Origin of the sequence: Pseudomonas sp., from assembly GCF_030147005.1 — a bacterium.
Taxonomy (GTDB): domain Bacteria; phylum Pseudomonadota; class Gammaproteobacteria; order Pseudomonadales; family Pseudomonadaceae; genus Aquipseudomonas.
This window is the reverse complement of record NZ_JASLAW010000024.1, coordinates 1-23,912: the sequence shown is the minus strand read 5'-3', so window position 1 is coordinate 23,912 and position 23,912 is coordinate 1. Positions and strand designations below refer to the sequence as shown.

The 23,912-nt window shown below is 60.7% G+C and carries 22 protein-coding genes; 5 read left to right on the top strand and 17 right to left on the bottom strand.

The window, feature by feature from the left end; translation table 11 throughout:
- Positions 1-169: 169 nt before the first annotated feature.
- Entirely contained in the window at positions 170-2,311 is a 2,142-nt protein-coding gene (katE, locus tag Q1V60_RS01900) for a catalase HPII (RefSeq protein ID WP_300626963.1), read from the bottom strand.
- Positions 2,312-2,576: 265 nt separating this feature from the next.
- On the opposite strand from katE, the gene Q1V60_RS01895 reads away from it, so the two are divergent.
- Genes Q1V60_RS01895 through Q1V60_RS01885 form a run of 3 tightly spaced genes read left to right on the top strand, consistent with a single transcriptional unit; the run spans position 2,577 to position 5,080 of the window.
- A complete protein-coding gene (locus tag Q1V60_RS01895; RefSeq protein ID WP_300626962.1) occupies positions 2,577-3,584 on the top strand; it encodes a methionine ABC transporter ATP-binding protein in 1,008 nt (335 codons plus the stop codon).
- Positions 3,584-4,258 (top strand): methionine ABC transporter permease, encoded by a 675-nt coding sequence (locus Q1V60_RS01890; RefSeq protein WP_005783435.1) that lies wholly within the window; start codon positions 3,584-3,586, stop codon positions 4,256-4,258. Before Q1V60_RS01895 ends, Q1V60_RS01890 begins: the two co-directional genes overlap by 1 nt.
- Positions 4,259-4,309: 51 nt before the next feature.
- Positions 4,310-5,080: a MetQ/NlpA family ABC transporter substrate-binding protein gene (locus tag Q1V60_RS01885; protein WP_300626961.1), complete on the top strand. Its 771-nt coding sequence runs from the start codon at positions 4,310-4,312 to the stop codon at positions 5,078-5,080.
- Between the two features lie 144 nt (positions 5,081-5,224).
- Here the strand turns inward: Q1V60_RS01885 and Q1V60_RS01880 are convergent, their stop codons facing one another.
- The 6 genes from Q1V60_RS01880 to Q1V60_RS01855 all read right to left on the bottom strand — a co-directional run bounded on the left by Q1V60_RS01880 (position 5,225) and on the right by Q1V60_RS01855 (position 10,009).
- Positions 5,225-5,581: a Bro-N domain-containing protein gene (locus tag Q1V60_RS01880; protein WP_300626960.1), complete on the bottom strand. Its 357-nt coding sequence runs from the start codon at positions 5,579-5,581 to the stop codon at positions 5,225-5,227.
- 504 nt (positions 5,582-6,085) lie between these two features.
- Positions 6,086-6,721 (bottom strand): SCO family protein, encoded by a 636-nt coding sequence (locus Q1V60_RS01875; RefSeq protein ID WP_300626959.1) that lies wholly within the window; start codon positions 6,719-6,721, stop codon positions 6,086-6,088.
- Positions 6,718-7,617, bottom strand: a complete 900-nt coding sequence (gene cyoE / locus Q1V60_RS01870; RefSeq protein ID WP_300626958.1) for a heme o synthase — start codon at positions 7,615-7,617, stop codon at positions 6,718-6,720. Before cyoE ends, Q1V60_RS01875 begins: the two co-directional genes overlap by 4 nt.
- Positions 7,605-8,684 (bottom strand): COX15/CtaA family protein, encoded by a 1,080-nt coding sequence (locus Q1V60_RS01865; protein ID WP_300626957.1) that lies wholly within the window; start codon positions 8,682-8,684, stop codon positions 7,605-7,607. Before Q1V60_RS01865 ends, cyoE begins: the two co-directional genes overlap by 13 nt.
- A 10-nt stretch (positions 8,685-8,694) precedes the next feature.
- Positions 8,695-9,279, bottom strand: a complete 585-nt coding sequence (locus Q1V60_RS01860; protein ID WP_300626956.1) for a hypothetical protein — start codon at positions 9,277-9,279, stop codon at positions 8,695-8,697.
- On the bottom strand, positions 9,245-10,009 hold the full coding sequence (locus Q1V60_RS01855) for an SURF1 family protein (protein ID WP_300626955.1): 765 nt from the start codon (positions 10,007-10,009) through the stop codon (positions 9,245-9,247). Before Q1V60_RS01855 ends, Q1V60_RS01860 begins: the two co-directional genes overlap by 35 nt.
- A gap of 32 nt (positions 10,010-10,041) precedes the next feature.
- On the opposite strand from Q1V60_RS01855, the gene Q1V60_RS01850 reads away from it, so the two are divergent.
- Positions 10,042-10,245, top strand: coding sequence for a twin transmembrane helix small protein (locus Q1V60_RS01850; protein ID WP_300626954.1), 204 nt, complete (start codon positions 10,042-10,044; stop codon positions 10,243-10,245).
- A 6-nt stretch (positions 10,246-10,251) separates the two neighbouring features.
- Here Q1V60_RS01850 and Q1V60_RS01845 read toward each other — a convergent pair whose 3' ends face one another.
- The 4 genes from Q1V60_RS01845 to coxB form a co-directional block, all read right to left on the bottom strand.
- Positions 10,252-11,139 (bottom strand): cytochrome c oxidase subunit 3, encoded by an 888-nt coding sequence (locus tag Q1V60_RS01845; RefSeq protein WP_300626953.1) that lies wholly within the window; start codon positions 11,137-11,139, stop codon positions 10,252-10,254.
- A gap of 35 nt (positions 11,140-11,174) precedes the next feature.
- Positions 11,175-11,726 carry a cytochrome c oxidase assembly protein gene (locus Q1V60_RS01840; protein WP_300626952.1) on the bottom strand — a complete coding sequence of 184 codons (552 nt, stop codon included), beginning with the start codon at positions 11,724-11,726 and terminating at the stop codon, positions 11,175-11,177.
- A 135-nt stretch (positions 11,727-11,861) separates the two neighbouring features.
- Positions 11,862-13,448 carry a cytochrome c oxidase subunit I gene (gene ctaD, locus Q1V60_RS01835; RefSeq protein WP_065933600.1) on the bottom strand — a complete coding sequence of 529 codons (1,587 nt, stop codon included), beginning with the start codon at positions 13,446-13,448 and terminating at the stop codon, positions 11,862-11,864.
- Positions 13,449-13,506: 58 nt separating this feature from the next.
- On the bottom strand, positions 13,507-14,634 hold the full coding sequence (coxB, locus tag Q1V60_RS01830) for a cytochrome c oxidase subunit II (RefSeq protein ID WP_300626951.1): 1,128 nt from the start codon (positions 14,632-14,634) through the stop codon (positions 13,507-13,509).
- Between the two features lie 366 nt (positions 14,635-15,000).
- On the opposite strand from coxB, the gene Q1V60_RS01825 reads away from it, so the two are divergent.
- A complete protein-coding gene (locus tag Q1V60_RS01825; RefSeq protein WP_300626950.1) occupies positions 15,001-15,648 on the top strand; it encodes a hypothetical protein in 648 nt (215 codons plus the stop codon).
- 302 nt (positions 15,649-15,950) lie between these two features.
- Here Q1V60_RS01825 and Q1V60_RS01820 read toward each other — a convergent pair whose 3' ends face one another.
- From Q1V60_RS01820 to Q1V60_RS01795, 6 genes are all read right to left on the bottom strand, one after another.
- The gene (locus tag Q1V60_RS01820; RefSeq protein WP_300626949.1) at positions 15,951-17,492 is read right to left on the bottom strand and encodes a SulP family inorganic anion transporter; all 1,542 of its coding nucleotides are present in this window, start codon (positions 17,490-17,492) and stop codon (positions 15,951-15,953) included.
- An 85-nt stretch (positions 17,493-17,577) separates the two neighbouring features.
- On the bottom strand, positions 17,578-18,309 hold the full coding sequence (locus tag Q1V60_RS01815) for a carbonic anhydrase (RefSeq protein ID WP_300626948.1): 732 nt from the start codon (positions 18,307-18,309) through the stop codon (positions 17,578-17,580).
- A gap of 230 nt (positions 18,310-18,539) precedes the next feature.
- Positions 18,540-19,598, bottom strand: a complete 1,059-nt coding sequence (locus Q1V60_RS01810) for a PA0069 family radical SAM protein (protein ID WP_300626947.1) — start codon at positions 19,596-19,598, stop codon at positions 18,540-18,542.
- Positions 19,599-19,668: 70 nt separating this feature from the next.
- Positions 19,669-20,967, bottom strand: a complete 1,299-nt coding sequence (locus Q1V60_RS01805) for a cytochrome c (RefSeq protein WP_300626946.1) — start codon at positions 20,965-20,967, stop codon at positions 19,669-19,671.
- Between the two features lie 12 nt (positions 20,968-20,979).
- Positions 20,980-22,764 (bottom strand): GMC family oxidoreductase, encoded by a 1,785-nt coding sequence (locus Q1V60_RS01800; RefSeq protein WP_300626945.1) that lies wholly within the window; start codon positions 22,762-22,764, stop codon positions 20,980-20,982.
- A 2-nt stretch (positions 22,765-22,766) separates the two neighbouring features.
- Positions 22,767-23,519, bottom strand: coding sequence for a gluconate 2-dehydrogenase subunit 3 family protein (locus tag Q1V60_RS01795; RefSeq protein WP_300626944.1), 753 nt, complete (start codon positions 23,517-23,519; stop codon positions 22,767-22,769).
- Positions 23,520-23,912 lie beyond the last annotated feature (393 nt).

Genomic DNA, 23,912 nt, shown 5'->3' with positions numbered 1-23,912 from the left:
GAGGGAGCTTGCTCCCGTTGGGGCGCGAAGCGGCCCCAAAAATGGGACTGCTACGCAGTCCAGCGGGAGCAAGCTCCCTCGCCACAGGTCGCAGGTTTTTCTGCTTTAGCGCTTAACTGACCGGCATTAGGGCTTGCCCCCCGATGACGATTAACAAACAACCAAAAAATTAAGCCGGAATCGCCTTGGCCTTCGGCTCACGATCCCAGACCCGATGCTGGGCAATCGCAGCGAAGAACGCCTCGAACGCCTTGGCATCCGCACCCACGATCAACCCCGCATCCGCCTCAAGCTTCAGCAGATCCAACAAGGGCTTCACGTCACCGCCAACCGCAATGGCCTTCAGGTGTTTGTACGCTTCCAGTACGTAATGCAACGCTACGCCGTCACCGCTCAGCGCGTCCACCGACGCTTTACCGCCTGGGATAAACACCGCGTCAAACGCAATGGACGGCATGCCTTCCATCGACGCATCCACCGGCAGCGACTTGCCATCGGCCGTGGTCACAGGCGCCGACGTCGGCCCCAGCAACTTGGCATGGGCACCTTCAGCCTCCAGGGCTTTTTTCATTGCATCAATCGCCGCGCCGTCCACGCCATTGGCAGCCAGAATCGCCACTTTGCGCGTCTTGATGTCGCCCGAAAGCAAATTCACCTGGCTCAGGGCCGGCGAAGTTTTCACCGAGGTTTCGCGCACAGGCACGGTGCCTTTGGTCGGCGCCGGCAAGCCCAGGTTCTGCGCTACGCGCTTGGCCAGTTCCAGGTCGATATTGGCCAGAATCTCATTCACCTGGCGGGCACGAATATGTTCACGCTCGACCTTGCCCAACTCGAAGCTGTAGGCGGCGATGATGTGCTCTTTCTCGTGGTGACTCATGCTGTTGAAAAACAGCGTGGCCTGGGAGAAGTGGTCGCCGAACGATTCGCTGCGCTCGCGGACCTTATTGGCATCGATCCGCTCGTAGTAGGACTCAAAACCGCCGTCGGTAGGACCTGCAGGCGTTTCCTTCGGCCAGCCGCTGTCGATGGAGTTCGGCTCGTAAGCAGCGCGCCCCTTGTCAATTACGGTGCGGTGCTGGGCATCGCGCTGGTTGTTGTGGTTCGGTGCAACCGGGCGGTTGATCGGGATCTCATGGAAGTTCGGGCCACCCAGTCGGCTGATTTGGGTATCCGTGTAGGAAAACAGACGACCTTGCAGCAGCGGGTCGTTGGTGAAGTCGATACCCGGCACGATATGGCCTGGGCAGAACGCCACCTGCTCGACCTCGGCAAAGAAGTTGTCCGGGTTGCGGTTCAGCACCATCTTGCCCAGCGGGGTAATCGGTACCAGTTCTTCCGGGATGATCTTGGTCGGGTCGAGCAGGTCGAAATCGAATTTATGCTCGTCTTCTTCTGCAACGATCTGAACGCCCAGCTCCCACTCAGGGTAATCGCCGCTCTCGATGGCTTCCCACAGGTCGCGACGGTGGTAGTCGGTGTCTTTACCGGCCAGCTTTTGCGCTTCGTCCCATACCAGCGAGCAGGTACCGACTTTTGGACGCCAGTGAAACTTCACAAAGCTCGATTTGCCTTCGGTGTTGATCAAACGGAAGGTATGCACACCAAAGCCCTGCATGGCACGCAGGCTTTTCGGAATGGCGCGGTCAGACATCGCCCAAACCACCATGTGCGCCGACTCCGGCACCAGCGAGACAAAGTCCCAGAACGTATCGTGCGCCGATCCGCCTGTAGGAATCTCGTTGTGCGGTTCAGGTTTAACGGCGTGCACGAAGTCGGGAAACTTGATCGCGTCCTGAATGAAGAACACCGGCATATTATTGCCCACCAGGTCGAAGTTGCCTTCGTCGGTGAAGAACTTCACAGCGAAACCACGCACGTCACGCACGGTGTCACCGGAACCGCGCGGGCCCTGCACCGTGGAAAAACGTGCGAATACCGGGGTTTTATGCTCCGGAGTCCGTAGGAAACCAGCCTTGGTCAGCGCCGAGTGGTCGCCGTAGCTCTGGAAATAACCATGCGCGCCGGTACCGCGGGCGTGCACGATGCGCTCCGGGATGCGTTCATGGTCAAAGTGCGTGATCTTTTCACGCATGATGAAGTCTTCAAGAAGCGAAGGGCCACGGGCGCCGACCTTCAAGGTGTTCTGGTTGTCGGAAATCTTCACGCCCTGGTTGGTGCGCAGGGCCTGGCCGGTCGCATCGGAACGGAATTCTTCCAACGCCTGCAGTTTGGCGTTGGTATTGCCTCGGTCCACGGTATCAGTGCCCGCGAGTTCACTCTTCGGCGGGGTGGCTGGCTTATTGGTACTCATCAGTCAAAACTCCTTAGTCAACGTGGCCAGAGCAGTCCCCGGCTCGTTTAAGCGAAATCCCGGGCACGGCACCCAAGACATCGAATTGCCTAACTAGTGACTGACAGGGTTTTGGGCCGTTCCCTTTTTATGACCTTCGGTCTCGTTATTGCCAAATCGCTGGATGGATACGAAATAAATGCTAAGAAACGTTGAACGGACAGGCTAAAATGCGCGCCCGGCTAACCGCTGATCCCTTTTCCATGCGCCCCACAAGGTTCGCTACGTGATCGAGTTTCAAAACGTCCATAAAACCTACCGCGTCGCCGGTAAGGATATTCCCGCCCTGCACCCCACCAGCCTGCGCGTCGAAAACGGCCAGGTGTTTGGCCTGATTGGCCACTCGGGTGCGGGAAAAAGTACCCTGCTGCGCCTGATTAACCGCCTCGAAGAACCCAGTGGCGGGCGGATCACGGTTGACGGCGAAGAAGTCACCGCACTGGATGCCAACGGCCTGCGTCGTTTCCGTCAGCAAGTCGGAATGATCTTCCAGCACTTCAACCTGCTGGCGTCCAAGACCGTTGCGGACAACGTTGCGCTGCCACTGACATTGGCCGGCGAATTGTCGCGCAAGGACATCGACCTGCGCGTGGCCGAGTTGCTCGCCCGCGTCGGCCTGTCGGACCACGCCAGGAAGTACCCGGCGCAGTTGTCCGGCGGCCAGAAGCAGCGCGTCGGCATCGCCCGCGCCCTGGCCACCAAACCAAAGATTCTGCTGTGCGATGAAGCCACCAGCGCCCTCGACCCGCAAACCACCGCCTCGGTGCTGCAACTGTTGGCCGAAATCAACCGCGAGCTGAAGCTGACCATCGTGTTGATCACCCATGAAATGGACGTGATTCGCCGCGTATGCGACCAAGTGGCGGTGATGGACGCCGGCGTGATCGTCGAGCAAGGTTCGGTGGCCGATGTGTTCCTGCATCCCAAGCATGCGACCACTAAGCGCTTCGTCCAGGAAGCCGAACAGGTGGATGAAGGCGAGCAGCGCGACGACTTCGCCCACGTGCCGGGCCGCATCGTGCGCCTGACCTTTCAAGGCGAAGCGACCTACGCGCCATTGCTGGGTACCGTCGCCCGAGAAACGGGGGTGGACTACAGCATCCTCGCCGGTCGTATCGACCGCATCAAAGACATTCCCTACGGGCAACTGACCCTCGCCGTCACCGGCGGTGACATGGACGCCGCGTTTGCGCGCTTCACCGCCGCCGACGTTCACATGGAGGTCCTGCGCTGATGGACGTTTTCTTGAGTTTCTTCGCCAACATCGACTGGTCCGAAATCTGGCTCGCCACCGGCGATACCATGACCATGCTGTTCGGCTCGCTGTTCTTCACCGTGCTGTTGGGCCTGCCCCTGGGCGTGCTGTTGTTCCTGACCAGCCCGCGCCAGCTGTTCGAGCAAAAAGGCCTGTACGCGCTGCTGTCGCTGATCGTGAACATCCTGCGCTCGCTGCCGTTCATCATCCTGTTGATCGTAATGATCCCGTTCACAGTGCTGATTACCGGCACTTCGTTGGGCGTAGCGGGTGCGATTCCGCCGCTGGTCGTTGGCGCCACGCCATTCTTCGCGCGCCTGGTAGAAACCGCGTTGCGTGAAGTAGACCGTGGCATCATCGAGGCCACCCAATCCATGGGCGCCAGCACCCGCCAGATCATCACCAACGCCCTGCTGCCCGAAGCCCGCCCCGGCATTTTCGCGGCAATTACGGTGACGGCGATTACACTGGTGTCCTACACGGCGATGGCCGGCGTGGTCGGTGCCGGTGGCCTGGGCGACCTGGCGATCCGTTTCGGTTACCAGCGCTTCCAGACCGATGTGATGGTGGTCACCGTGGTGATGCTGTTGATCCTGGTGCAAATTCTGCAAACCGTCGGCGACCGGCTGGTGGTGCACTTTTCTCGAAAATAACGGCCATTGCCGGCCTGGTGCCGGCAAATACCCGAACAAGGAGCTTGCTGGATGAAAAAACTACTGGTTGCTTTCGCCGCCGTTGCCGCGTTTTCCGCCCACGCCGAGACCATCACGGTCGCTGCCTCGCCGGTGCCGCACGCAGAAATCCTGGAGTTCGTGAAACCTGCGCTGGCTAAAGAAGGCGTGGACCTGCAAGTCAAAGTCTTCACCGACTACGTACAGCCGAACGTGCAGGTGGCTGAAAAGCGCCTGGACGCCAACTTCTTCCAGCACCAGCCGTACTTGGATGAATTCAACAAGGCCAAGGGCACTCACCTGGTAAGCGTCGGCGGCGTGCACCTGGAACCGCTGGGCGCGTACTCGAGCAAATACAAGAAGCTGGACGAGCTGCCTGATGGCGCCAACGTGGTGATCCCGAACGACGCCACCAACGGCGGCCGCGCCCTGTTGCTGCTGGCCAAAAACGGCCTGATCACCCTGAAGGACCCGACCGACATCCTGTCGACCATCAAGGACATCACCGGTAATACCAAGAACCTGAAGTTCCGCGAACTGGAAGCCGCCACCCTGCCGCGGGTGCTGACCCAGGTCGACCTGGCGCTGATCAACACCAATTACGCGCTGGAAGCCAAGCTGGACCCGTCCAAGGACGCCCTGGTGATCGAAGGCAACGACTCGCCTTACGTGAACATCCTGGTGACCCGCGAAGACAACAAAGATTCGGACGCGGTGAAGAAGCTGGTTGCAGCGCTGCACACGCCTGAAGTGAAAGCCTTCATCCTCGAGAAGTACAAAGGCGCGATTCTGCCGGCGTTCTGATTGGTCTCGACCTCCAAAACACTGAAGATCAAATGTGGGGCTGGCTTGCCTGCGATAGCGTTGGAACAGTGGCTAATAGGCTGGCTGACCCACCGCAATCGCAGGCAAGCCAGCTCCCACTTTTGCTTTGCGTTGCCTGAAAGATCAGGCCGACACACTTATCCGCTGCTTGCCGCGCAGCACGGGAATGACCTCGTGGGTCAGCCATTGACGCAAACAACGGTTCTCCGGGTAGTAGTGATAGATGAGCATCGCATAGACCCCAGACTCACTGATCATCAAAGTCGGCGCGCACTGACCGTGGGTGATCAGGGGCAGGGTGTGTTGTTGATCGGGGTCGAGTTTTCGCAGTAACGCCGTGTTGAGGTGAAGGCCCATCAGATGGCCGATGTCAGAGGCACTGAACCACGGCTGGCCATCGACCAGCACGGCGTGCAGTTGGTGATGGTGGCGGGTGAATACTTCGGGGGTGATGGGGGGATCAGGGGTAAGTACTTGCATGGTCTGGCTCCTAACGTATCAAGGGACCGCCAAGCACTACTTCCACGTAATGGGTGGCGGCTGTACGCAGGTGTGGAAGACCGGGACGTTAGGCACCCGGCGCACTCGAGAGTGCCCCGCGCACAACCACCATAAAACACAGGCAAGAAAAAGCGCCTGACACTAGGTGGCGCTTTGTGCGCCTAACGATATAAGGGCTTCCACACCCTGTCACTGAATTTGCAGCGACAGGGCAAAGACTAGCCACCCCAAGAGCGCCCAACAAGTTCATGCAGGGCGCGACATCTTGCGGGAAATATCCGACGCCACACTGTTCAAACTTTGCACAAACCCCTATGGGTGGCTTGCCTGCAATTGCAGTGGGCCAGTACCTGAAAAGGCTGACCTGGCGCCATCGCAGGCAAGCCAGCGCCCGCATCCGCGATGCAATTCCTGGCGGCTGGTTGGTGGACCGTGTCCCCCGCGCATTCTCTACACCGTGGCCCTGCCGGGCAGGTGATCGGCTTATTTGCGCTGCAACAACCCCGGCAATTGCGCCACCAGCTTCTGGCTGTTCAGCGGCGCACGGATAAACCCGCGCTGCGTCCCATCGGGCCCGATCAGCGCCAGGTTGCCGCTGTGGTCGACGGTGTAGTTGGGTTTGCTGGTATCCGCCGGAATGAAGGGAATGCTCACGGCATTCGAGAGTTTCTGCACATCCTGCACATTCGCACCGGTCAGGCCTTCGAACTGTGGATCGAAGTAACCCAGGTACTGCTTGAGTTGGGTCGGGGTGTCGCGGTTCGGGTCGACGCTGACCAGGATCACTTGCAACTTATCCACCGCGTCTTTGGGCAGTTCGCTCTTGATCTGGCGCAGTTGGGCGAGGGTGGTCGGGCAGATGTCTGGGCAGAAGGTATAGCCGAAGAACAGCAGGCTCCATTTGCCTTTGAGCTCATTGACCAGCACCGGCTGGCCGTCCTGGTTGGTCATGCTCACCGCAGGCAGCTGGCGACTCTGCGGCAGCAGGATGATGCCGGCGTCGATCAGCGCAGTCGGGTCGCCCTGGCCTTTGCCCGAGAGCACTTTGTTGACGGTCAGGCCCATGATCAACGCCACCAGGGCAACAAGAATGAAGACAGTTTTTTGAGTTCGAGTCATAGGTTCAACAGTAGGTAGTGGTCTACGAGCAGGGCAATGAACAGCAACAGCAAGTACCAGATAGAGTACTTGAAGGTGTTGACCGCCGCGTGCGGCTTGCTGCCACGGTACAGCACCCAGGCCCATTGCAGAAAGCGCCCGCCCAATACCAGCGCACAGGCCAGGTACAACAACCCGCTCATGTGGATGACATAGGGCATCAGGCTCACCGCCAGCAGGGCTAAGGTGTAGAGCAGGATATGCACCTTGGTGTAGTGCTCGCCGTGGGTGACCGGCAGCATCGGAATATCGGCCTTGGCGTACTCTTCCTTGCGGTGGATGGCCAGCGCCCAGAAGTGCGGCGGCGTCCAGGCGAAGATGATCAGCACCAGCAACAGGGGTTCGGCGCTGACATGCCCGGTCACGGCGACCCAGCCCAACAGCGGCGGCGCGGCACCGGCCAGGCCACCGATGACGATGTTCTGCGGCGTCGCGCGCTTGAGAAAGCCGGTGTAGATCACCGCATAGCCCAGCAACGAAGCCAGGGTCAGCCATGCCGCCAGGGGGTTGGTGAACGCCAGCAACATCGCCAGGCCCGCCAATGCCAGGAACAACGCAAAGGCCAGCGCCGCAGCCGGCGAGACCCGGCCCTCGGCCAATGGCCGTTTGTGAGTCCGCGCCATCACTGCATCAATGCGCCGGTCCACCACATGGTTGACCGCCGCTGCGGCGCCCGCACACAAGGCGATGCCCAGATTGCCGAAAACCAGCACCGTCCACGGCACCCCGGCGCGAGTGGCGAGGAACATGCCCACCAGCGAGGTGATCAGCATCAGCACCACCACTTTGGGTTTGGTCAGCTCCAGATAGTCACGCCAGATTGCCTGGCCGTGACGTGCGCCGATCAAGGACGCCATGGCATCTCTCCTTTAAGGGTTATCAGGCCCGCTACCTGTTTGCGCGGAATCAAACGCCAGGCGATCGGCCGTGGTTGGAGCACCCGAACCAGGCTGGCGCGCGCGTGGTAATTGACCAGTACCAGGCTCAGCAACAGCGCTGCGCCCCCGGCGTTATGAGCCACCGCCACCGGCAACGGCAAGCCGAAAGCCACGTTGCTCAGGCCCAGGCTGATTTGCGCCGCCAGGGCGATCAACAACAAGCCCGCCAGCCGCGTCATACCCACCACGCGTAATTGCCAGGCCAGCCCCAGCAGCACCAGTGTGACCAGCACCGCTCCCGCGCGATGGGCGAGGTGAATGGCCGTACGCGCATCGCTGTCCAGCTGGCCGCCCAGGTAGTTAGGGCCGATATGCTGGGTGAGGTGAAAGCCATTGGCAAAGTCCGCTGCCGGCCACCATTGGCCATGACACGTCGGCAAATCGACACAGGCCACCGCCGCATAGTTGGAGCTGACCCAACCGCCCAACGCAATCTGCCCGATCACCAGCACCAACCCGGCCGCTGCCCAATATTGCAGGCGCTTGGGCACGGTCAACGCGGGCAACACACCGGACAGGCGCAGGGTCAACAGGAACAACAGGCTCAAGGTGGCAAAGCCGCCCAACAGGTGCCCCGTGACCACTTGCGGCCACAGCTTGAGCGTTACGGTCCACATACCAAACGCCGCCTGGGCGAAGACGACAATCAATACAAACAACGGCAATTTCACTGGCTGGCCGGGGTCGCGTCGGTGGCGCCATGCACGCGCCGCCAGCAGCGCGATCAGCATGGCGAGGGTGCCGGCAAAGTAGCGGTGAGTCATCTCGGCCCAACCTTTGTCGGCCTCCACCGGGGTATCCGGAAAATGCAGTTCGGCATGGGCCAATTGGGCGGCGCTTTGCGGCACGCCGATAAAGCCGTAGCAACCCGGCCAGTCCGGGCATCCGAGGCCGGCATGGGTCAGCCGGGTATAGGCGCCGAGCAATACGACGACCAGCGCCAGCAAGGTGGCAAATAGCGCGAGGCGAAACCCAGGCTTGGCCATGACGATGCCCTTATCCGATGTTCGACAGTTTCAGCAGCAGGCGCAGGTCGTTGAGCAAGTCTTTGCCCTTGACCTTGGCGTCATAGCGCAGCACCAGGTTCCCGTGGGGGTCGACGATCCACAGTTGCGCATCGCCAGGCGCGGCGGCATTGCGATTGAAGGTCGGCACATCCAGTGAGTAGCGTCGCAATTGCGGGTATTCGGCCTTCAGCTTGGCGGCGTAGTCGGTGCCGACCGGCTGCGCACTGGCCAACGCGTGGCTGGCGCGGGACGCATCGCGACCCAGGCCGATCTGCAGCTGGCGCGCCAGATACACGAGCTGCTGGCACTCGGCCGCGCAGGCGGCGGGAGCGGTGACCAGCAGCTGCCAGCGATCCTCATCGGCCTGCACGCCTATGTCCGCGCGGGTCTGGCCGTTACCGATCATTTCACCGTGATAACTGCGACTGTCCGGCACCCAAAATTGCAGCTTGTACATAAAGGTCGCCAACACCATCGGGCCCACCACCATCAGCACGATCAGGATCAACTGCCAGCGGCCCTTACGACGGTCCGGCGCTTCAGACATGTTGAGTGGATTCATGGCTGCTCCCATGGTGCTTCTCCTTTGCGTTATGCCATCCGAGGTAGAGGTAGAGCGCCAGCAGCGCCAGCGACATGGCGAACCATTGCACCGCATACCCCAGGTGTTTTTCCGGCCCCATGGCGACCACCGGCCAGGTGACGTCGTACGTACCGGGGCCGGCTTCGGCGCGCAGCTCATAGGCAAAGCCGCTGCGGCCCAATTCAGTCCACAGGGCGACCGGGTGCAATGCCGTCAGCAGGCGCGGCCATCGCGCGGTCGCGGGGTCGACCTGCAACTGGAAGGTTTCGCCGGGGGTGACGTACACCCAGGCAACGAGATTCACAGGCTGATCCGGGGTGCTGAACGCCGGGGGCGTGCGTCGGTCCGGCCACGGCAGCCAGCCGCGATTGAGCAATAACCATAGGCCGCTGGCCTGGTCATGGAAGGGTTGCAACAGTTCAACACCGGCCTTGCCGTCGCGCATACGGTTGTCGAGCAACACGCTGTGTTCGGCATCGAAGTTGCCGCGTAACTGAACCCTGCGAAAGGCCGGATCGGCGCTCCCTTCAAGCTGCTCGCTGCTTATGGGCTGGGCGGCACGCCGCTGCGCGTAAGCGTCCACCCACTGCTGTTTTTCATGACCGCGCGACAGTTGCCAGAACCCCAGGCCGATCATCAACGGCAGCAGCATCAGCACCACCAACGTCGGCGCGATGCCGGGCCGGAAGCGCTGCCTGGCACTGGCTATACTGGATTTCATTGCCCCCTCCCCATAAAGCCCGGAGCCAGACCATGCTCAAAGCCGCCATTGCCCTGATGCTGATCGCGACCGTCGCGAGCCTGTTCAGTGGCTTGTTCTTTCTGGTCAAGGACGAGGGCCAGTCCAACCGCCTCGTCACCGCCCTGACCGTGCGTGTCGTGCTGGCCGCAATCACCGTGGGGCTGATCGCCTGGGGCTTTTTTAGTGGCCAGTTGGTCTCGCATGCGCCGTGGTAGAGCCGCTCACAGCACATACACAAAGAAAAACAGCCCGATCCACACCACGTCCACAAAGTGCCAATACCAACTGGCCGCCTCGAAACCGAACTGATGCTCGGCATTGAAATGCCCCTTCAAGATGCGCATCAGCATCACAAACAGAATGATCGTGCCGATGGTCACGTGGGCGCCGTGAAACCCGGTGAGCATGAAGAAGGTCGCGCCGTACACGCCCGAGCCCAGCGTCAGGCCCAGCTCTTTGTAGGCGTGGATGTACTCCTCGGCCTGGAACCCGAGAAACGCCAGGCCCAGTAATACGGTGATTGCCAGCCAGATCTTCAGCGCGCCGCGATGCCCTTTGCGCAAGGCATGGTGGGCAATGGTGATGGTCACGCTGGAGCTCACCAACAGGATGGTGTTGACCAACGGCAGGCCCCACGGGCTGATCGTGCCCTTGGGCGCCGGGTACAACGTGGGGTCCGGATTATTCAGCAACGGCCAGGCGAACTCGAAATTCGGCCACAACATATGCGCGATGCCCTTGGGCCCTTCACCCGCCAGCCATGGCCCCGACCAGGTGCGCACGTAAAACAGCGCGCCGAAGAACGCGATGAAAAACATCACTTCGGAAAAAATAAACCAGCTCATGCCCCAGCGAAACGAACGGTCCATTTGCGCACTGTACAAACCGGCGCGGCTTTCCTTGATCACCGCACCGAACCAGCCGAACAGCATGTAGGCCAGCAACAGGCCGCCGACGAAAAAGATCCACGGCCCGTGGGATTCCGGGCGCAACGCCTTGAGGTCGTTGAACCAGACGGCAAGCCCATACACGGTGACCAACAGGCCAATCGTGGCAATTATCGGCCATTTGCTTTGCGCTGGTACGTAGTACGTATCATGAGTCGACATGTATTCGCTCTCCTGATTGAGCGGGCAAACAGTAGCTAGCCGCCGCTGCGGGCCGCCACGGGCGGCTGGCGCGCGGTGATATCGAACAGCGTGTAGGCCAGCGTCAAATGCTTCACACCCTTGGGCATGGCGCGATCGACGATGAAGCGCACCGGCATTTCGATGCGCTCACCTGGCTGCAGCACTTGCTGGGTGAAGCAAAAACACTCGGTTTTGTGGAAGTACATCGCCGCTTCGGCCGGGGAAATGCTCGGCACCGCCTGGGCGGTCATCGGTTTGTCGGTAGGGTTGTAGGCCACGAACAGCATCTCGTTCACCGCCCCCGGATTGACCACCACCTCGTCGGCTTTGGCATGGAACTCCCAGACCATATCGATGGCATTGGTGGACAAAAACTGCACCCGCACCTGGCGCGACGGGTCGACGACCTGCTCGCCCTCGTATTGCCCACCGGTCTTGCCGTTGATGCCGAACGCTTTGCACATCACGTCGTAAATCGGCACCAGGGCAAAGCCGAAGGCGAACATCGCCAGCACCAGAATCAACAGGCGCGTGACCAAGCGTTTGAGGGGCACGGACTCAGCCATGGCGCAGCGCTCGCTTTTGACGTTCTGTGGGAGCCGGCTTGCCTGCGATAAGGCCCTGGCAGGCGATGGTTTCGGCGCCTGACGCACCGCTATCGCAGGCAAGCCAACTCCCACAGGGGGTTTGCGGAGGTTGGTTCATTTGACCTCCGGCGGCGTGGTGAAGGTGTGGTACGGCGCGGGCGAGGGCACGCTCCACTCCAGGCCTTCGGCGCCATCCCACGGTTTGGCCGGCGCGGGCGGGCCGCCACGGATGCACTTGATCACGATAAACAGGAAAAAGATCTGCGTGGCACCGAACATGAACGCGCCAATCGAGGAAACCATATTGAAGTCGGCGAACTGCAGGTTGTAGTCCGGCACCCGGCGCGGCATGCCGGCCAGGCCCACGAAGTGCATCGGGAAGAACGCCATGTTCATGCCCACGAAAGACAGCCAGAAGTGCAGCTTGCCCAGGGTTTCGTCATACATGTGGCCGGTCCATTTCGGTAGCCAGTAGTAGGCCGAGGCGAAGATGCCGAAGATCGCGCCGGGTACCAGTACGTAATGGAAATGCGCCACCACGAAGTAAGTGTCGTGGTACTGGAAGTCCGCCGGCGCGATCGCCAGCATCAGCCCCGAAAAACCGCCGATGGTGAACAGGATCACGAACGCCACCGCAAACAACATCGGCGTCTCGAAGGTCAGCGAGCCTTGCCACATGGTGCTGACCCAGTTGAACACCTTGACCCCGGTAGGCACCGCGATCAGCAGGGTGGCGTACATGAAGAACAGTTCGCCCACCAGTGGAATGCCGACCACGAACATGTGGTGCGCCCACACGATGAACGACAGGAACGCGATGCTGGCCGTGGCGTAGACCATCGAGGTGTAGCCAAACAACGGCTTGCGCGAGAAGGTCGGGATGATCGAGCTGACGGCACCGAACGCCGGCAGGATCATGATGTACACCTCGGGATGGCCGAAGAACCAGAACACATGCTGGAACAGCACCGGGTCGCCACCGCCCGACGCGCTGAAGAAGCTGGTGCCGAAGTGGATATCCATCAGCATCATGGTCACGCAACCGGCCAGCACGGGCATTACCGCAATCAGCAGGAACGCGGTGATCAGCCAGGTCCATACGAACAGCGGCATTTTCATCAGGGTCATGCCCGGAGCGCGCAAGTTGAGGATGGTTGCAACCACGTTGATCGCGCCCATGATCGAACTGATGCCCATCAAATGGATGGCAAAGATGAAGAACGTCACGCTTTCCGGCGCATAGGTGGTGGAAAGTGGAGCATAGAAAGTCCAACCGAAATTCGGCCCGCCGCCGGGGCTGAACAGGGTCGACACCAGCAGCAGGAACGCCGCCGGCAGCAGCCAGAAACTGAAGTTGTTCATGCGCGGCAGGGCCATGTCCGGCGCGCCGATCATCAGTGGGATCATCCAGTTGGCCAGGCCGACAAACGCCGGCATCACCGCACCGAACACCATGATCAGGCCGTGCATGGTGGTCATTTGGTTGAAGAACGCCGGCTCCACGATCTGCAGGCCCGGCTGGAACAGCTCGGCGCGAATCACCATGGCGAACGAACCGCCCAGCAGGAACATAGTGAAGGCAAACCACAGGTACATCGTGCCGATGTCTTTATGGTTGGTGGTCAGCACCCAGCGCATCAACCCCTTTGCGGGGCCGTGGGCGTGGTCGGCGTGACCATGGTCATCGATCACAGTGCTCATGGCCGTTCTCCTGCAAGCGAGTAAGCGGGGCGATTCAGGGCATTTGCAATGAAAGTAGTCATTTGCTTTCCGCCTGTTTCAGAGCCAGCACGTCTTTGGGCGTGACCATGTCGCCTTTGTTATTGCCCCAGGCATTGCGCTCGTAGGTCACCACGGCGGCGATATCCACTTCCGAGAGTTGCTTGCCGAAGGCCGCCATCGCGGTACCGGGCTTGCCGTGATAGACAATGTTCAGGTGGTCGGCGGCGGGGCCGGTGGCGATTTTCGAGCCCTTGAGCGCCGGGAACATCGGCGGCAGGCCCTGACCTTCGGCCTGGTGACAGGCCACGCAGGTGGTGTGGTAGACCTTGTCGCCGCGGGCCACCAGTTCCTCCAGCGTCCACTCTTTGGAGGTCAGCTCCTTGAGCTTGGCCGCCTCTTGCTTGCGCTCGCCGAGCCAGGTGTCGTAGTCCGCCTTGGATTTGACCTCGACCACAATGGGCATGAAGCCGTGGTCTTTGCCGCAGAGTTCGGCGCATTGGCCGCGATAGATGCCGGGCTTCTCGACACGGGTCCAGGCCTCGTTGACGAAGCCTGGAATGGCGTCACGCTTGACCGCAAAGGCCGGCACCCACCATGAGTGGATCACATCGGCGGCGGTCACCAGAAAGCGCACTTTCGCCCCGACCGGCAGCACCAGCGGCTGGTCGACCTCAAGAAGGTAGTGCTCGCCCTTGGTGGCCTGGTTACGGATCTGCTCGGCAGGTGTGGCCAGGTTGCTGAAGAACTCCACGTCCTGGCCCAGGTATTTGTAGTGCCACTTCCACTGATACCCGGTGATCTGGATATCGATATCCGACTCACTGCTGTCGTAAATGTTGATCAAGGTTTTGGTCGCTGGAATGGCCATGGCCACCAGAATCAGCAGCGGCACCACGGTCCAGAGAATTTCTACCGTGGTGCTCTCGTGGAACTTGGCCGCTACCTGACCCGTGGACCGGCGGTGCAGGATCATTGACCAGAACATCGCGCCAAACACGATGATGCCGATCACTACACAGATCCAGAAAATGGTCATGTGCAGGTCAAACACAGCGTGACTGACTTCAGTAGCCCCTGGCGCCATATTCGTTGTCCAGGCGGCGTGGGCCCGGCCGAATACCGACCACAACAGCAAGCCCATCCAAACGTGTGGATGTCGCATCATTGCGGGTTCCCCTTTATGGTTCTTGTTATCCCGCCGGTTTGCACCTGCGGCCAAGGGAGCGGCTTCCAAACTGCTTACAACCGCCAAGCCTTGCCTGCGTCATGCAGTTGGGCGTCATCAGCTAATTGCGTACAAATCCGAGTATAGACAGCCGCAGCGACCCCGCAATGTGTAGGGGCAAATGAGTAGAAACAGACGGACGGAGCCCAGCAAAATGGGCGGCGGAATCGTTTATCCGACGAACGATGGCATTTCGATATAACGTCTATGTATAACCATGAAATAATTATGACAAATGCGTCTTAGGTGCTCGTATTAACGAGCTACCTTAACCCCTCTGTTTTTCTATGTCCGACCGGAGCCTTCATGAACACCGCCGCATTGCGCGAGCAGATTTCCCGTGCCCATCAACACGAAGCCACGACGGGCCAGCTTGCCCAGCAACTGGAAAAACAGTTGCCGCACCTGCATTCGGCCATTTCCCTGGCTGACGGTGACCGCAATATGGTCATGACGCGCTTTGTCACCGCCTATATCGACCTCGTGCCGGATTTACTCGAAGCCGCCAACGACGTCGCGCGCGAAGCCGGGATCGAAAGCCAGATCAAGCCTGTGCTGAAAATTGCCGAGCACTTTTTCTTGCAGCCACCGGCGATTCTGGCCGGCCACGAAGGTTTGGATGGCCTGCTGGACGAGGCCTACCTGGCCCATCGGCTGGTGGAAGAGGTCAACGATCTGTATATCAAGCATTTCGGCCAGCCGCTGATTCCGGCGGATACCACGGTCGCCAACCTGATTGCACACCAATTGATCGGCGAAGACTTCGCCAATCAGCTGGATGAAGCAGTGCACTTGGCGGTTGATGAGATGCTAAACGAAGAGAGCTTTGCGCTGGAGTCGGTCGAGGCATATCGCGAAACGCTCAAAAGCCCGAACACGGAAGCTGCGTGGAAACGCTGGCCATGCCTGTCGCGCCAGCTGGGCGTTGAACTGGCGCTGGACCAGCCGGTGTAACGCGCGGACTTACCAGGATCACTGTAGGCGTCGGGCTTGCACGCGATAGCGGCGGGCAGTCACCTGATGTGTGACTGACACTTTGTTATCGAGGCAAGCCCTAATGCCGGTCAGTTAAGCGCTAGAGCAGGCAACCGTCGGCCTGTGGCGAGGGAGCTTGCTCCCGCTGGGCCGCGAAGCGACCCCAGAAAATGGGACTGCTGCGCAGTCCAGCGCGAGCAAGCTCCCTCGCCACGGTAAAGCGCTCCTCCTTAACTGACTGGCATTAAGGCAAGCCCGGCTCCCACAGGGTGTTGGGGTGTTCAGGCAGGCGCTGACCCGATCCCCACCGTCGTTCGCACGCGACCTTCCAACCGGCGCTTCAACCCACGCGCCTCAATCACCAGTTTCGAGCCCTTGGCCGCATTGGCCCTTGCCCATTCCTCCAGCAACTCGAGGCAGGAGTGGTCGATATAACTCAAGTTATTGAGCGGCACATGCACGGTGGTTCCCATCGGTATGGTCGACAGCACCTGAGTCAAAGCGGGTACTTTCAGGAACGTCGCCGCGCCGGTCAGGCGCAATTCCATTTCGCCGTCCTGCGGCAAATCGATCAGGCTGACTTTCAGCCGTGATGCCTTGAAGGCCAGCTTGACCAGCGTCAGCCCGAAGCCCACCAGTACACCCGTCAGCAGGTCGGTGAAGATGATCGCCAACGCCGTGGCTGCATAAGTGAACATCGGCATCCGGCCATAACGCCCCAATGCCTTGAACGCCTTCACGTCCACCAGCTTGATCCCGGTATACACCAGCACGCCCGCCAGGCTCGCCACCGGGATGCTCTGCAGCACGCTCGACAGCAACAGCACGAACCCCAGCAGCCACAGGCCATGGAACATCGCTGACAAGCGCGTGGTGGCGCCCGCCTGGACGTTGGCCGAGCTGCGCACAATCACGCCGGTCATCGGCAAGGCGCCGACCAGTCCGCACAGCATATTGCCTACGCCTTGAGCGGACAGCTCCTTATCGAAATCCGAACGCTGCCCGCTGTGCATGCGGTCCACCGCTGCGGCGGAAAGCAGCGTTTCAGCACTGGCGATAAACGCGACGGCGAATGCGGCGATCAGCAATTGCGGGTCAGCCAGGTTGAGCAGGTCGCTGGGGCGCAGCCAATCGATGGCATCGGACAGGTTTTCCGGCACTTCTACGCGTTTGACCTGCAAGGCCAGCACCAGGCTGGTCACTGTCGCCAGGCCTACACCCAGAAGAGCGCCTGGCACGAAGCGCAATTTTTGTGGCCGGAATTTATCCCACAGGTACATCACCAGCATCGTCGATAACCCGAGCAAGCCCGCCTGCCAGCCGAGCCCGCCGCCGAGGGTGGGAATCGCTTCGGCCAAGGCGGCCGGGAAGCCTGCCAGGTTATCCAGCCCCGACGGTTTGGGCGCACCGTCGAGCATCACATGGACCTGCGACAGCACAATCAATACGCCGATCCCCGCCAGCATGCCGTACACCACTGCCGGCGCCGTCACGCGGAACCAGCAGCCCAGCCGCAGACGCCCGGCCACCAACTGCAGGAAACCCGCCAGCAACAGGATAGGCCCCAGCATCAGCATGCCGTGCTGGCGCACCAGCTCGAACACCAACACCGCCAAGCCCGCTGCCGGGCCACTGACTTGCAGCGGAGAACCCGCCAGCCAGCCCACCACCAGACCACCGATGATGCCGGTGAGCAAACCCTTCGCCGGCGGCATGCCGGACGCGATTGCGATCCCCATGCACAAGGGCAGGGCGACCAAAAATACCACCACGGAGGCGAGCAGCTCCCGAGGCAAAACAGCTTTCAATTGAGCAGCACGCATGATGACTCTCCCGAGGCATTCGCCGGGCGCGGTAAAGCCTGGCTGCATCCTTGGCAGCCACCGCTTTACCCGGCAGGGAAGTGTGTTAGAAGCGCGCTTTAGGCGTCGCGGATGGAATCGGGCCTTCGCCGCCTAGCGGTCGGAACGCCGACTGATCCGCGTCGTAAGCCCGGATCTCGCTGGTCTCGATGTTGTAGATCCAGCCGTGAATAAACAATTGGCCATTGGCCATGCGCGAAGCCACGGAAGGGTGGGTGCGCAGGTGCTGCAACTGGGCGATGACGTTTTCTTCGGTCAGCACCTTCATGCTCTCGCCTTCATTGGCGCAGTCGCAGTTGTCGTGGACCATGGCTTTAGCCACCTCGGCATGACGCAACCAGGCCTTGACCGTCGGCATCTTCTCAAGGCTGTCGGGGTTGAGCACCGCACGCATGGCGCCGCAATCGGAGTGCCCGCAAACGATGATGTGCTGTACGCCAAGGGCGAGTACCGCGTACTCAATGGCGGTGGAAACGCCACCGTTCATCTGGCCGTAGGGAGGGACCACGTTACCCACGTTGCGAGTCACGAACAGGTCGCCGGGCGAGCTCTGGGTGATCAGTTCGGGCACGATGCGCGAGTCGGCGCAGGTGATGAACATCGCGCGCGGGCTCTGGGCCGTGGCGAGTTTCTTGAAAAGCTCTTCCTGCTGGGGGAAGACGTCGTGATGAAAATGCAAAAAGCCGTCGACGATATGCTGCAGCGCTGCATCGGCGCTATCCGCCACCTGAGGGGCTGAAGCCGACGCAGCCAACGGCTGTTTATCCTTATCACTCATGATTCATCCTCTTGATCAATGCAGGGAAAGTGTTCAGCTCAGTTCGACGCCTGGGCAGTGAAATAGTTGGGAAACTTCCACGGGGCCAGGGCGCCGACTCATCAGTCACTCGTTGAACAAGGTACCCACCGAAACTTAACTCAAACTGAATGAACCGCTCTAGGTCGTGGGTTTCAGTGATATTAAAACGCGATTATTCCTACAGATGTTTCGCATATTTCCTTTCCAGTCTACAACAATGCCATCTGCCTGCCCGGTGGACAAAAAGCGCTGCAATCCAGATCGAAGCCTTCACGGCGATTGAGCCCCAGACGTTTGATCGCCTTGCTGAAACGTTGCGCCAGCAAATCGGCAAAAGGCCCTTCGCCGCGCATGCGCACGCCGAAACGGCTGTCATACACCTCGCCGCCACGCACCTGACGCACCAGGCTCATCACATGCGCCGCCCGCTGCGGGTAATGCGCCGCCAGCCACTCTTCGAACAACGGCGCCACCTCGAGCGGCAGGCGCAACATCATGTACGCGGCACTTTGCGCGCCTGCGGCATGGGCCTCGGTGAGCAGGCTTTCCAATTCGCTGTCGTTGATCATCGGAATCATCGGTGAGCACAGCACACCTACCGGGATGCCTGCCTCGCGCATCACCCGTATCGCCCGCAACCGCGCCTTGGGCGCCGCCGTGCGAGGCTCCAGGATGCGCTTGAGTTCGTCGTCCAGGCTGGTGAGGCTGATCATCACCGCTACGAGCCGTTGGCTGGCCAGCTCGGCGAGCAGGTCGAGGTCGCGCAGAATCAATGAGCCCTTGGTGATGATGGTCACCGGGTGCCGATAGCGCAGCAGCACTTCAAGGGTTTGCCGGGTGATCCTGTATTCACGCTCGATAGGCTGGTAGGGGTCGGTGTTGGAGCCCAGGTTGATCGGCGCACACACATATCCAGGTTTGGACAGCTGCTGCTCCAGCACGTCGGCGGCGTTGCTCTTGGCAATCAGCCTGGTTTCGAAATCCAGCCCCGGCGACATGTCCCAATACGCATGGCTGGGCCGCGCATAGCAGTAGATGCAGCCATGCTCACAGCCACGATAAGGGTTGATCGAGCGATCGAACGGCAAGTCCGGCGAATTATTGCGGGTGATGATGGTTTTGGCCGTTTCGATACGCACTTCGGTGCCCTGGGTGGCCGGTACTTCCTGAAACCAGCCGTCGTCCTCGGCCACGCTGACGGTGGGCGCGAAACGGTTATGCAGGTTGGTGGCCGTGCCCCGGCCACGGGGTGGCAGTGCAGTGCTCATGAAAACGCCTCGATACTGTTTTTATATACAGTAGCGAGGCGCGGGGTTTCTGACCAGTGCCGTCTGGCGGTCAGTGCTTCTGCGTGACCTGCCCCAAATCGTCACCGGAGGTGGTGCGCATATCATTCTTGCGCAGGTCGCCCACCTCACTTGCACTCACGGGCGCGCCTTGATTGCCCCAGCTGCCGCGGATGAAACTGACCACGTCCGCCACTTCCTGGTCCGACAAACGCCAGGCGAATGCCGGCATGGTGAAGGTCGACGGCGCGGCGTGGGTGGCGGGCAGGGTGCCGCCGTTCAGCACGATGTTGATCAACGACGTGGCATCCGCCGTCTGCACCACCGGGTTGCCCGCCAGCGCCGGGAACACTCGCGTGTAGCCATGCCCGTCGGTACGGTGGCAGGCCGCGCAATTGTCGATATACACCGATGCGCCCGGCTTGCTGTCATCACCTTTCCACAGCGCCTGGGCCACGTGATTGTCGTACTGGTGCGGGGAGTCCTTGGGGTCCACCGCCGGCAGGCTCTTGAGGTAACGGGCGATAGCGGTCAGGTCGTCTTGCGACATGTATTGCATGCTGTGCACCACCACATCGCTCATGCCGCCAAACACTGCACTGCGATCACTGCGACCGGTCTTGAGAAATTGCACCAGTTGCTCTTCGCTCCAGCTGCCGAGGCCGTCCTTGTGGTCGCCGCGCAGGCTTTTCGCAATCCAGCCTTCCAACGGCGCGCTGCCGGACAGGAACGCGTCGCCGTCAGTGGCGCTCAGGGCTTTTTCCTGCATGGTCAGGGCGCGTGGCGTGTGGCACGCACCGCAATGGCCGAGGCCTTCCACCAGATAAGCGCCACGGCTGACCACAGGGTCTGCGGCGGCGGGCACCTGATGCTCCTTGACAGCCGGCGCAAACATCCAGCGCCACGCCGCCAGGGGCCAGCGCATGCTTAACGGCCAGGGAATATCGCTGTCCTGGTTCTCCTGGGCGACCGGCTCAACGCCTTTCATGAAATAGGCATATAGCGCCTGCATATCGCTGTCGCTGACACGCGCGTAAGACGGGTAGGGCATCGCCGGGTAAAGCGTACTACCGTTCTTGGCGACGCCATGGCGCACGGCCTTGTCGAAGTCCTCGAAGCTGTAGTCGCCCAGGCCGGTCTTGTCCGGGGTGATGTTGGTGGAGTAAATCACGCCAATGGGCGTTTCCATCGGCAGGCCGCCGGCGAATGGCTTGCCGCCCTTGGCGGTGTGGCAGGCCACACAGTCACCGGCGCGGGCCAGGTATTCACCTTGCTTGACCAGGTCAGTTTCAGCCGCGCTGACCGAGCAACTGCTGAACAGCGCCATAGAGGCGATAACGAGGGCTTTCATAGTCATCGCTCCTTATGCCTGAACCAGCGGGCCGGGGTTTTTCAGGTACTGCTCGCGGATCGCTCGGGCCGACCAGTACGTCAGCGCCGCCACCAGCCCGGTAGGGTTGTAGCCCAAACCTTGCGGGAAAGCGGACGCCCCCGGGACAAACACGTTGTGTACATCCCAGCTCTGCAAGTAGCGGTTCAGCGCACTGGTTTTCGGGTTGGTACCCATGATCGCGCCGCCGTTGAGGTGAGTGGTCTGGTACGCGGCAGTATTGAAATGCTCGCCGACCTTTTTGCCGAGTACGGCGATCGCCTTGGGATTCATGGCCTGGGCGACCTTGCCCATTTTCTCCATCATGAAGCGGTTCATCTTGATGTCGTTTTCCTGCCAGTCGAAGGTCATTCGCAGGAGCGGCAGGCCGTAGGCATCGCGGTAAACCGGGTCCAGATCCAGGTAATTGCTCCGGTAGGATTGATGGGCGCCGTGGGCGTCCATCGACACTTGGTGGGTGTAGTAATCGGCAGTGGCGCGCTTCCACGCGCTGCCCCAGGCCGGGGTGCCCGGTGGGTTGGAGGTGCCGGCAATCGGCCGGCTGCCCGCCTGGTTGACCCACATCGGCGAGCCGCCCACGAAACCGTGGGGGCCGTGGTCGAAGTTGTCGGCGTTGAAGTCGTCGATGGCCACGCCATTGCCGCCCGCGCCGATAAAGTTGTTGGTGTGGGTGTCCTTGTCGAAGAACGCCTTGATGGTGCCCATGTTCTGGTAGGCAAAGTTCCTGCCCACCACCCCTTCATTGGTAACCGGGTCGTAAGGCTTGCCGATGCCCGACAGCAGCATCAGGCGCACGTTGTGGAACTGGAACGCGCCGAGGATGACCAGGTCTGCCGGTTGCTCGCACTCCCGACCCTGGCCGTCGACATAGGTCACACCAGTGGCTTTTTTCTGAGTGCTGTCGAGGTTCACCTTGAGCACGTGGGAATTGGGCCGCAGCTCGAAATTCGGCACTTGGCGCAATGCCGGCAGGATGTTTACGTTCGGCGACGCCTTGGAGTACATGTAGCACACGTAGCCACTGCAGAAGCCGCAGAAGTTGCACGGCCCCATCTGCGCGCCGTAAGGGTTGGTGTAGGGCCCTGAGGTATTGGCCGACGGCAGGTTGTAGGGTTTGTAACCCACATCAGCAGCCGCTTTCTGAAACAGTTGCGCAGAGACCGTATTTTTCTGCGCCTCCAGCGGGAACGGGTTCGAGCGATCCGGCGCATACGGGTTGCCGCCGCGTCCTTCACCGACCAATTGACCTTTGACGGTCCAGGCCTGGCCGGAAGTGCCGAAGACTTTTTCCGCGTAATCGAAAAACGGCTCCAGCTCTTCGTAGCTGACACCGAAGTCCTGGATGGTCATGTCCTTGGGAATGAAGTTCTTCCCGTAACGTTCTTCGTAGTGGCTGCGCATGCGCAGCTCGATGGGATCGACACGAAAATGCACGCCCGACCAGTGCAGGCCTGCACCGCCGACGCCATTGCCCGGCAAGAAGGCGCCAAGCTGACGGTTGGGCAGGGCGACGTCATTCACGCTATGGCGAATGGTCACCGTCTCCTTGGAAATGTCCTGGAAGAGTTTCTTACGCACGCTGTAGGTCAATTCGTCGATGACCTGGGGATAGTTGCCGTCCGGGTAGGTGTCCTGCATCGGGCCGCGCTCCAGCGCTACCACGTTGAGGCCCGCTTCGGTCAGCTCCTTGGCCATGATCGCGCCGGTCCAGCCGAAGCCCACGATCACCGCGTCCACTTTCTTCATGATGGTCGCCACGGTTATGCCCTCTCGCCGCGAATGGAAACAGCCGGGAAGGGGTATTGCTCGTTGCGCTCCACCCAGTCCATGAAGTCGGCACGGGCGCCGGGGAAACCGATCATGGTCCAGCCGACCATGCCTTTATTGCCGCCGTGGATGGGATCGCAGAAGAAACCTTCCTTGGTGTTCTGCAGCAGCAGGTTGAAGAACATCTTCGCCGGGACCGCCTCGAAATGAGCGCTCACTTCACCGCCGCCCGCCTCCAGGCGGCGCAACATGTCGTCTCGGGTAGCGCTGTCTTGCGCAGCAAAAGCTTTACCGTTGAACGCTTTCGACCACGCATCCGTCGCAGCGATGCCCAGGCGATAGATTTCCTTAGGCACCAATTTGCTCTGCCAGCCCATCTCCGGCGCGGCATCGGCGTTGAATGGACCTTGCATGAACCACAGCGCGCCACTGGCGTACGGCGTGTTCATCTGGCGGTCGATGTATTCCGCAGCTCCGGCTTCCAGGGCACCTGGGCCTTGGGCATCGGCGGGGATCAAACGCTCGACGGCGGCGTTGATAAACGCCCATTCTTCGGCGGTGAAGTAGGTCGGTTCATACGCCTTGTCATTGGGGACAGGCTTGGCTGGCGCGGCCTGGACAGGCTCTGGCGTCGCCATCAGCATCGAACCGCCAAGGCCGGTGCTGGCAACCGTGACCACCGGGATCAAGGTCAAGGATTTGCGCAAAAAGTCACGCCGGGGGTTGTCTTGATCTTGATCAGACATGGTGGCACCTCATCATGTGGTCACGGATTTGGCAGCCGCTTCTGGGGAGTGGCTTGTCTTTTTTTGCTGCGAGCGGCAATCAATGGTTACAAATGATAGCAGGCTAAGCATGTGAAGGAGGAATTCAACGACCTAAGTCGCATAAATGCGGGCAAAAAAAGGGGAGTGGGCTTGCTTTCGATAGCGATGAGGCGGTGATGTGCAGGTTGGCTGACACGCCGCTGTCGGGGGCGAGCCCTAATGCCAGTCAGCTAAGACAGAACCGGTCACTGTGGCGAGGGAGCTTGCTCCCGCTGGGGCGCGAAGCGGCCCCAAAAATGGGTTTGCTATGCAGTCCAGCGGGAGCAAGCTCCCGCGCCACAGGTCGCAGGTTGTTCTGCTTTAGCGCTTAAC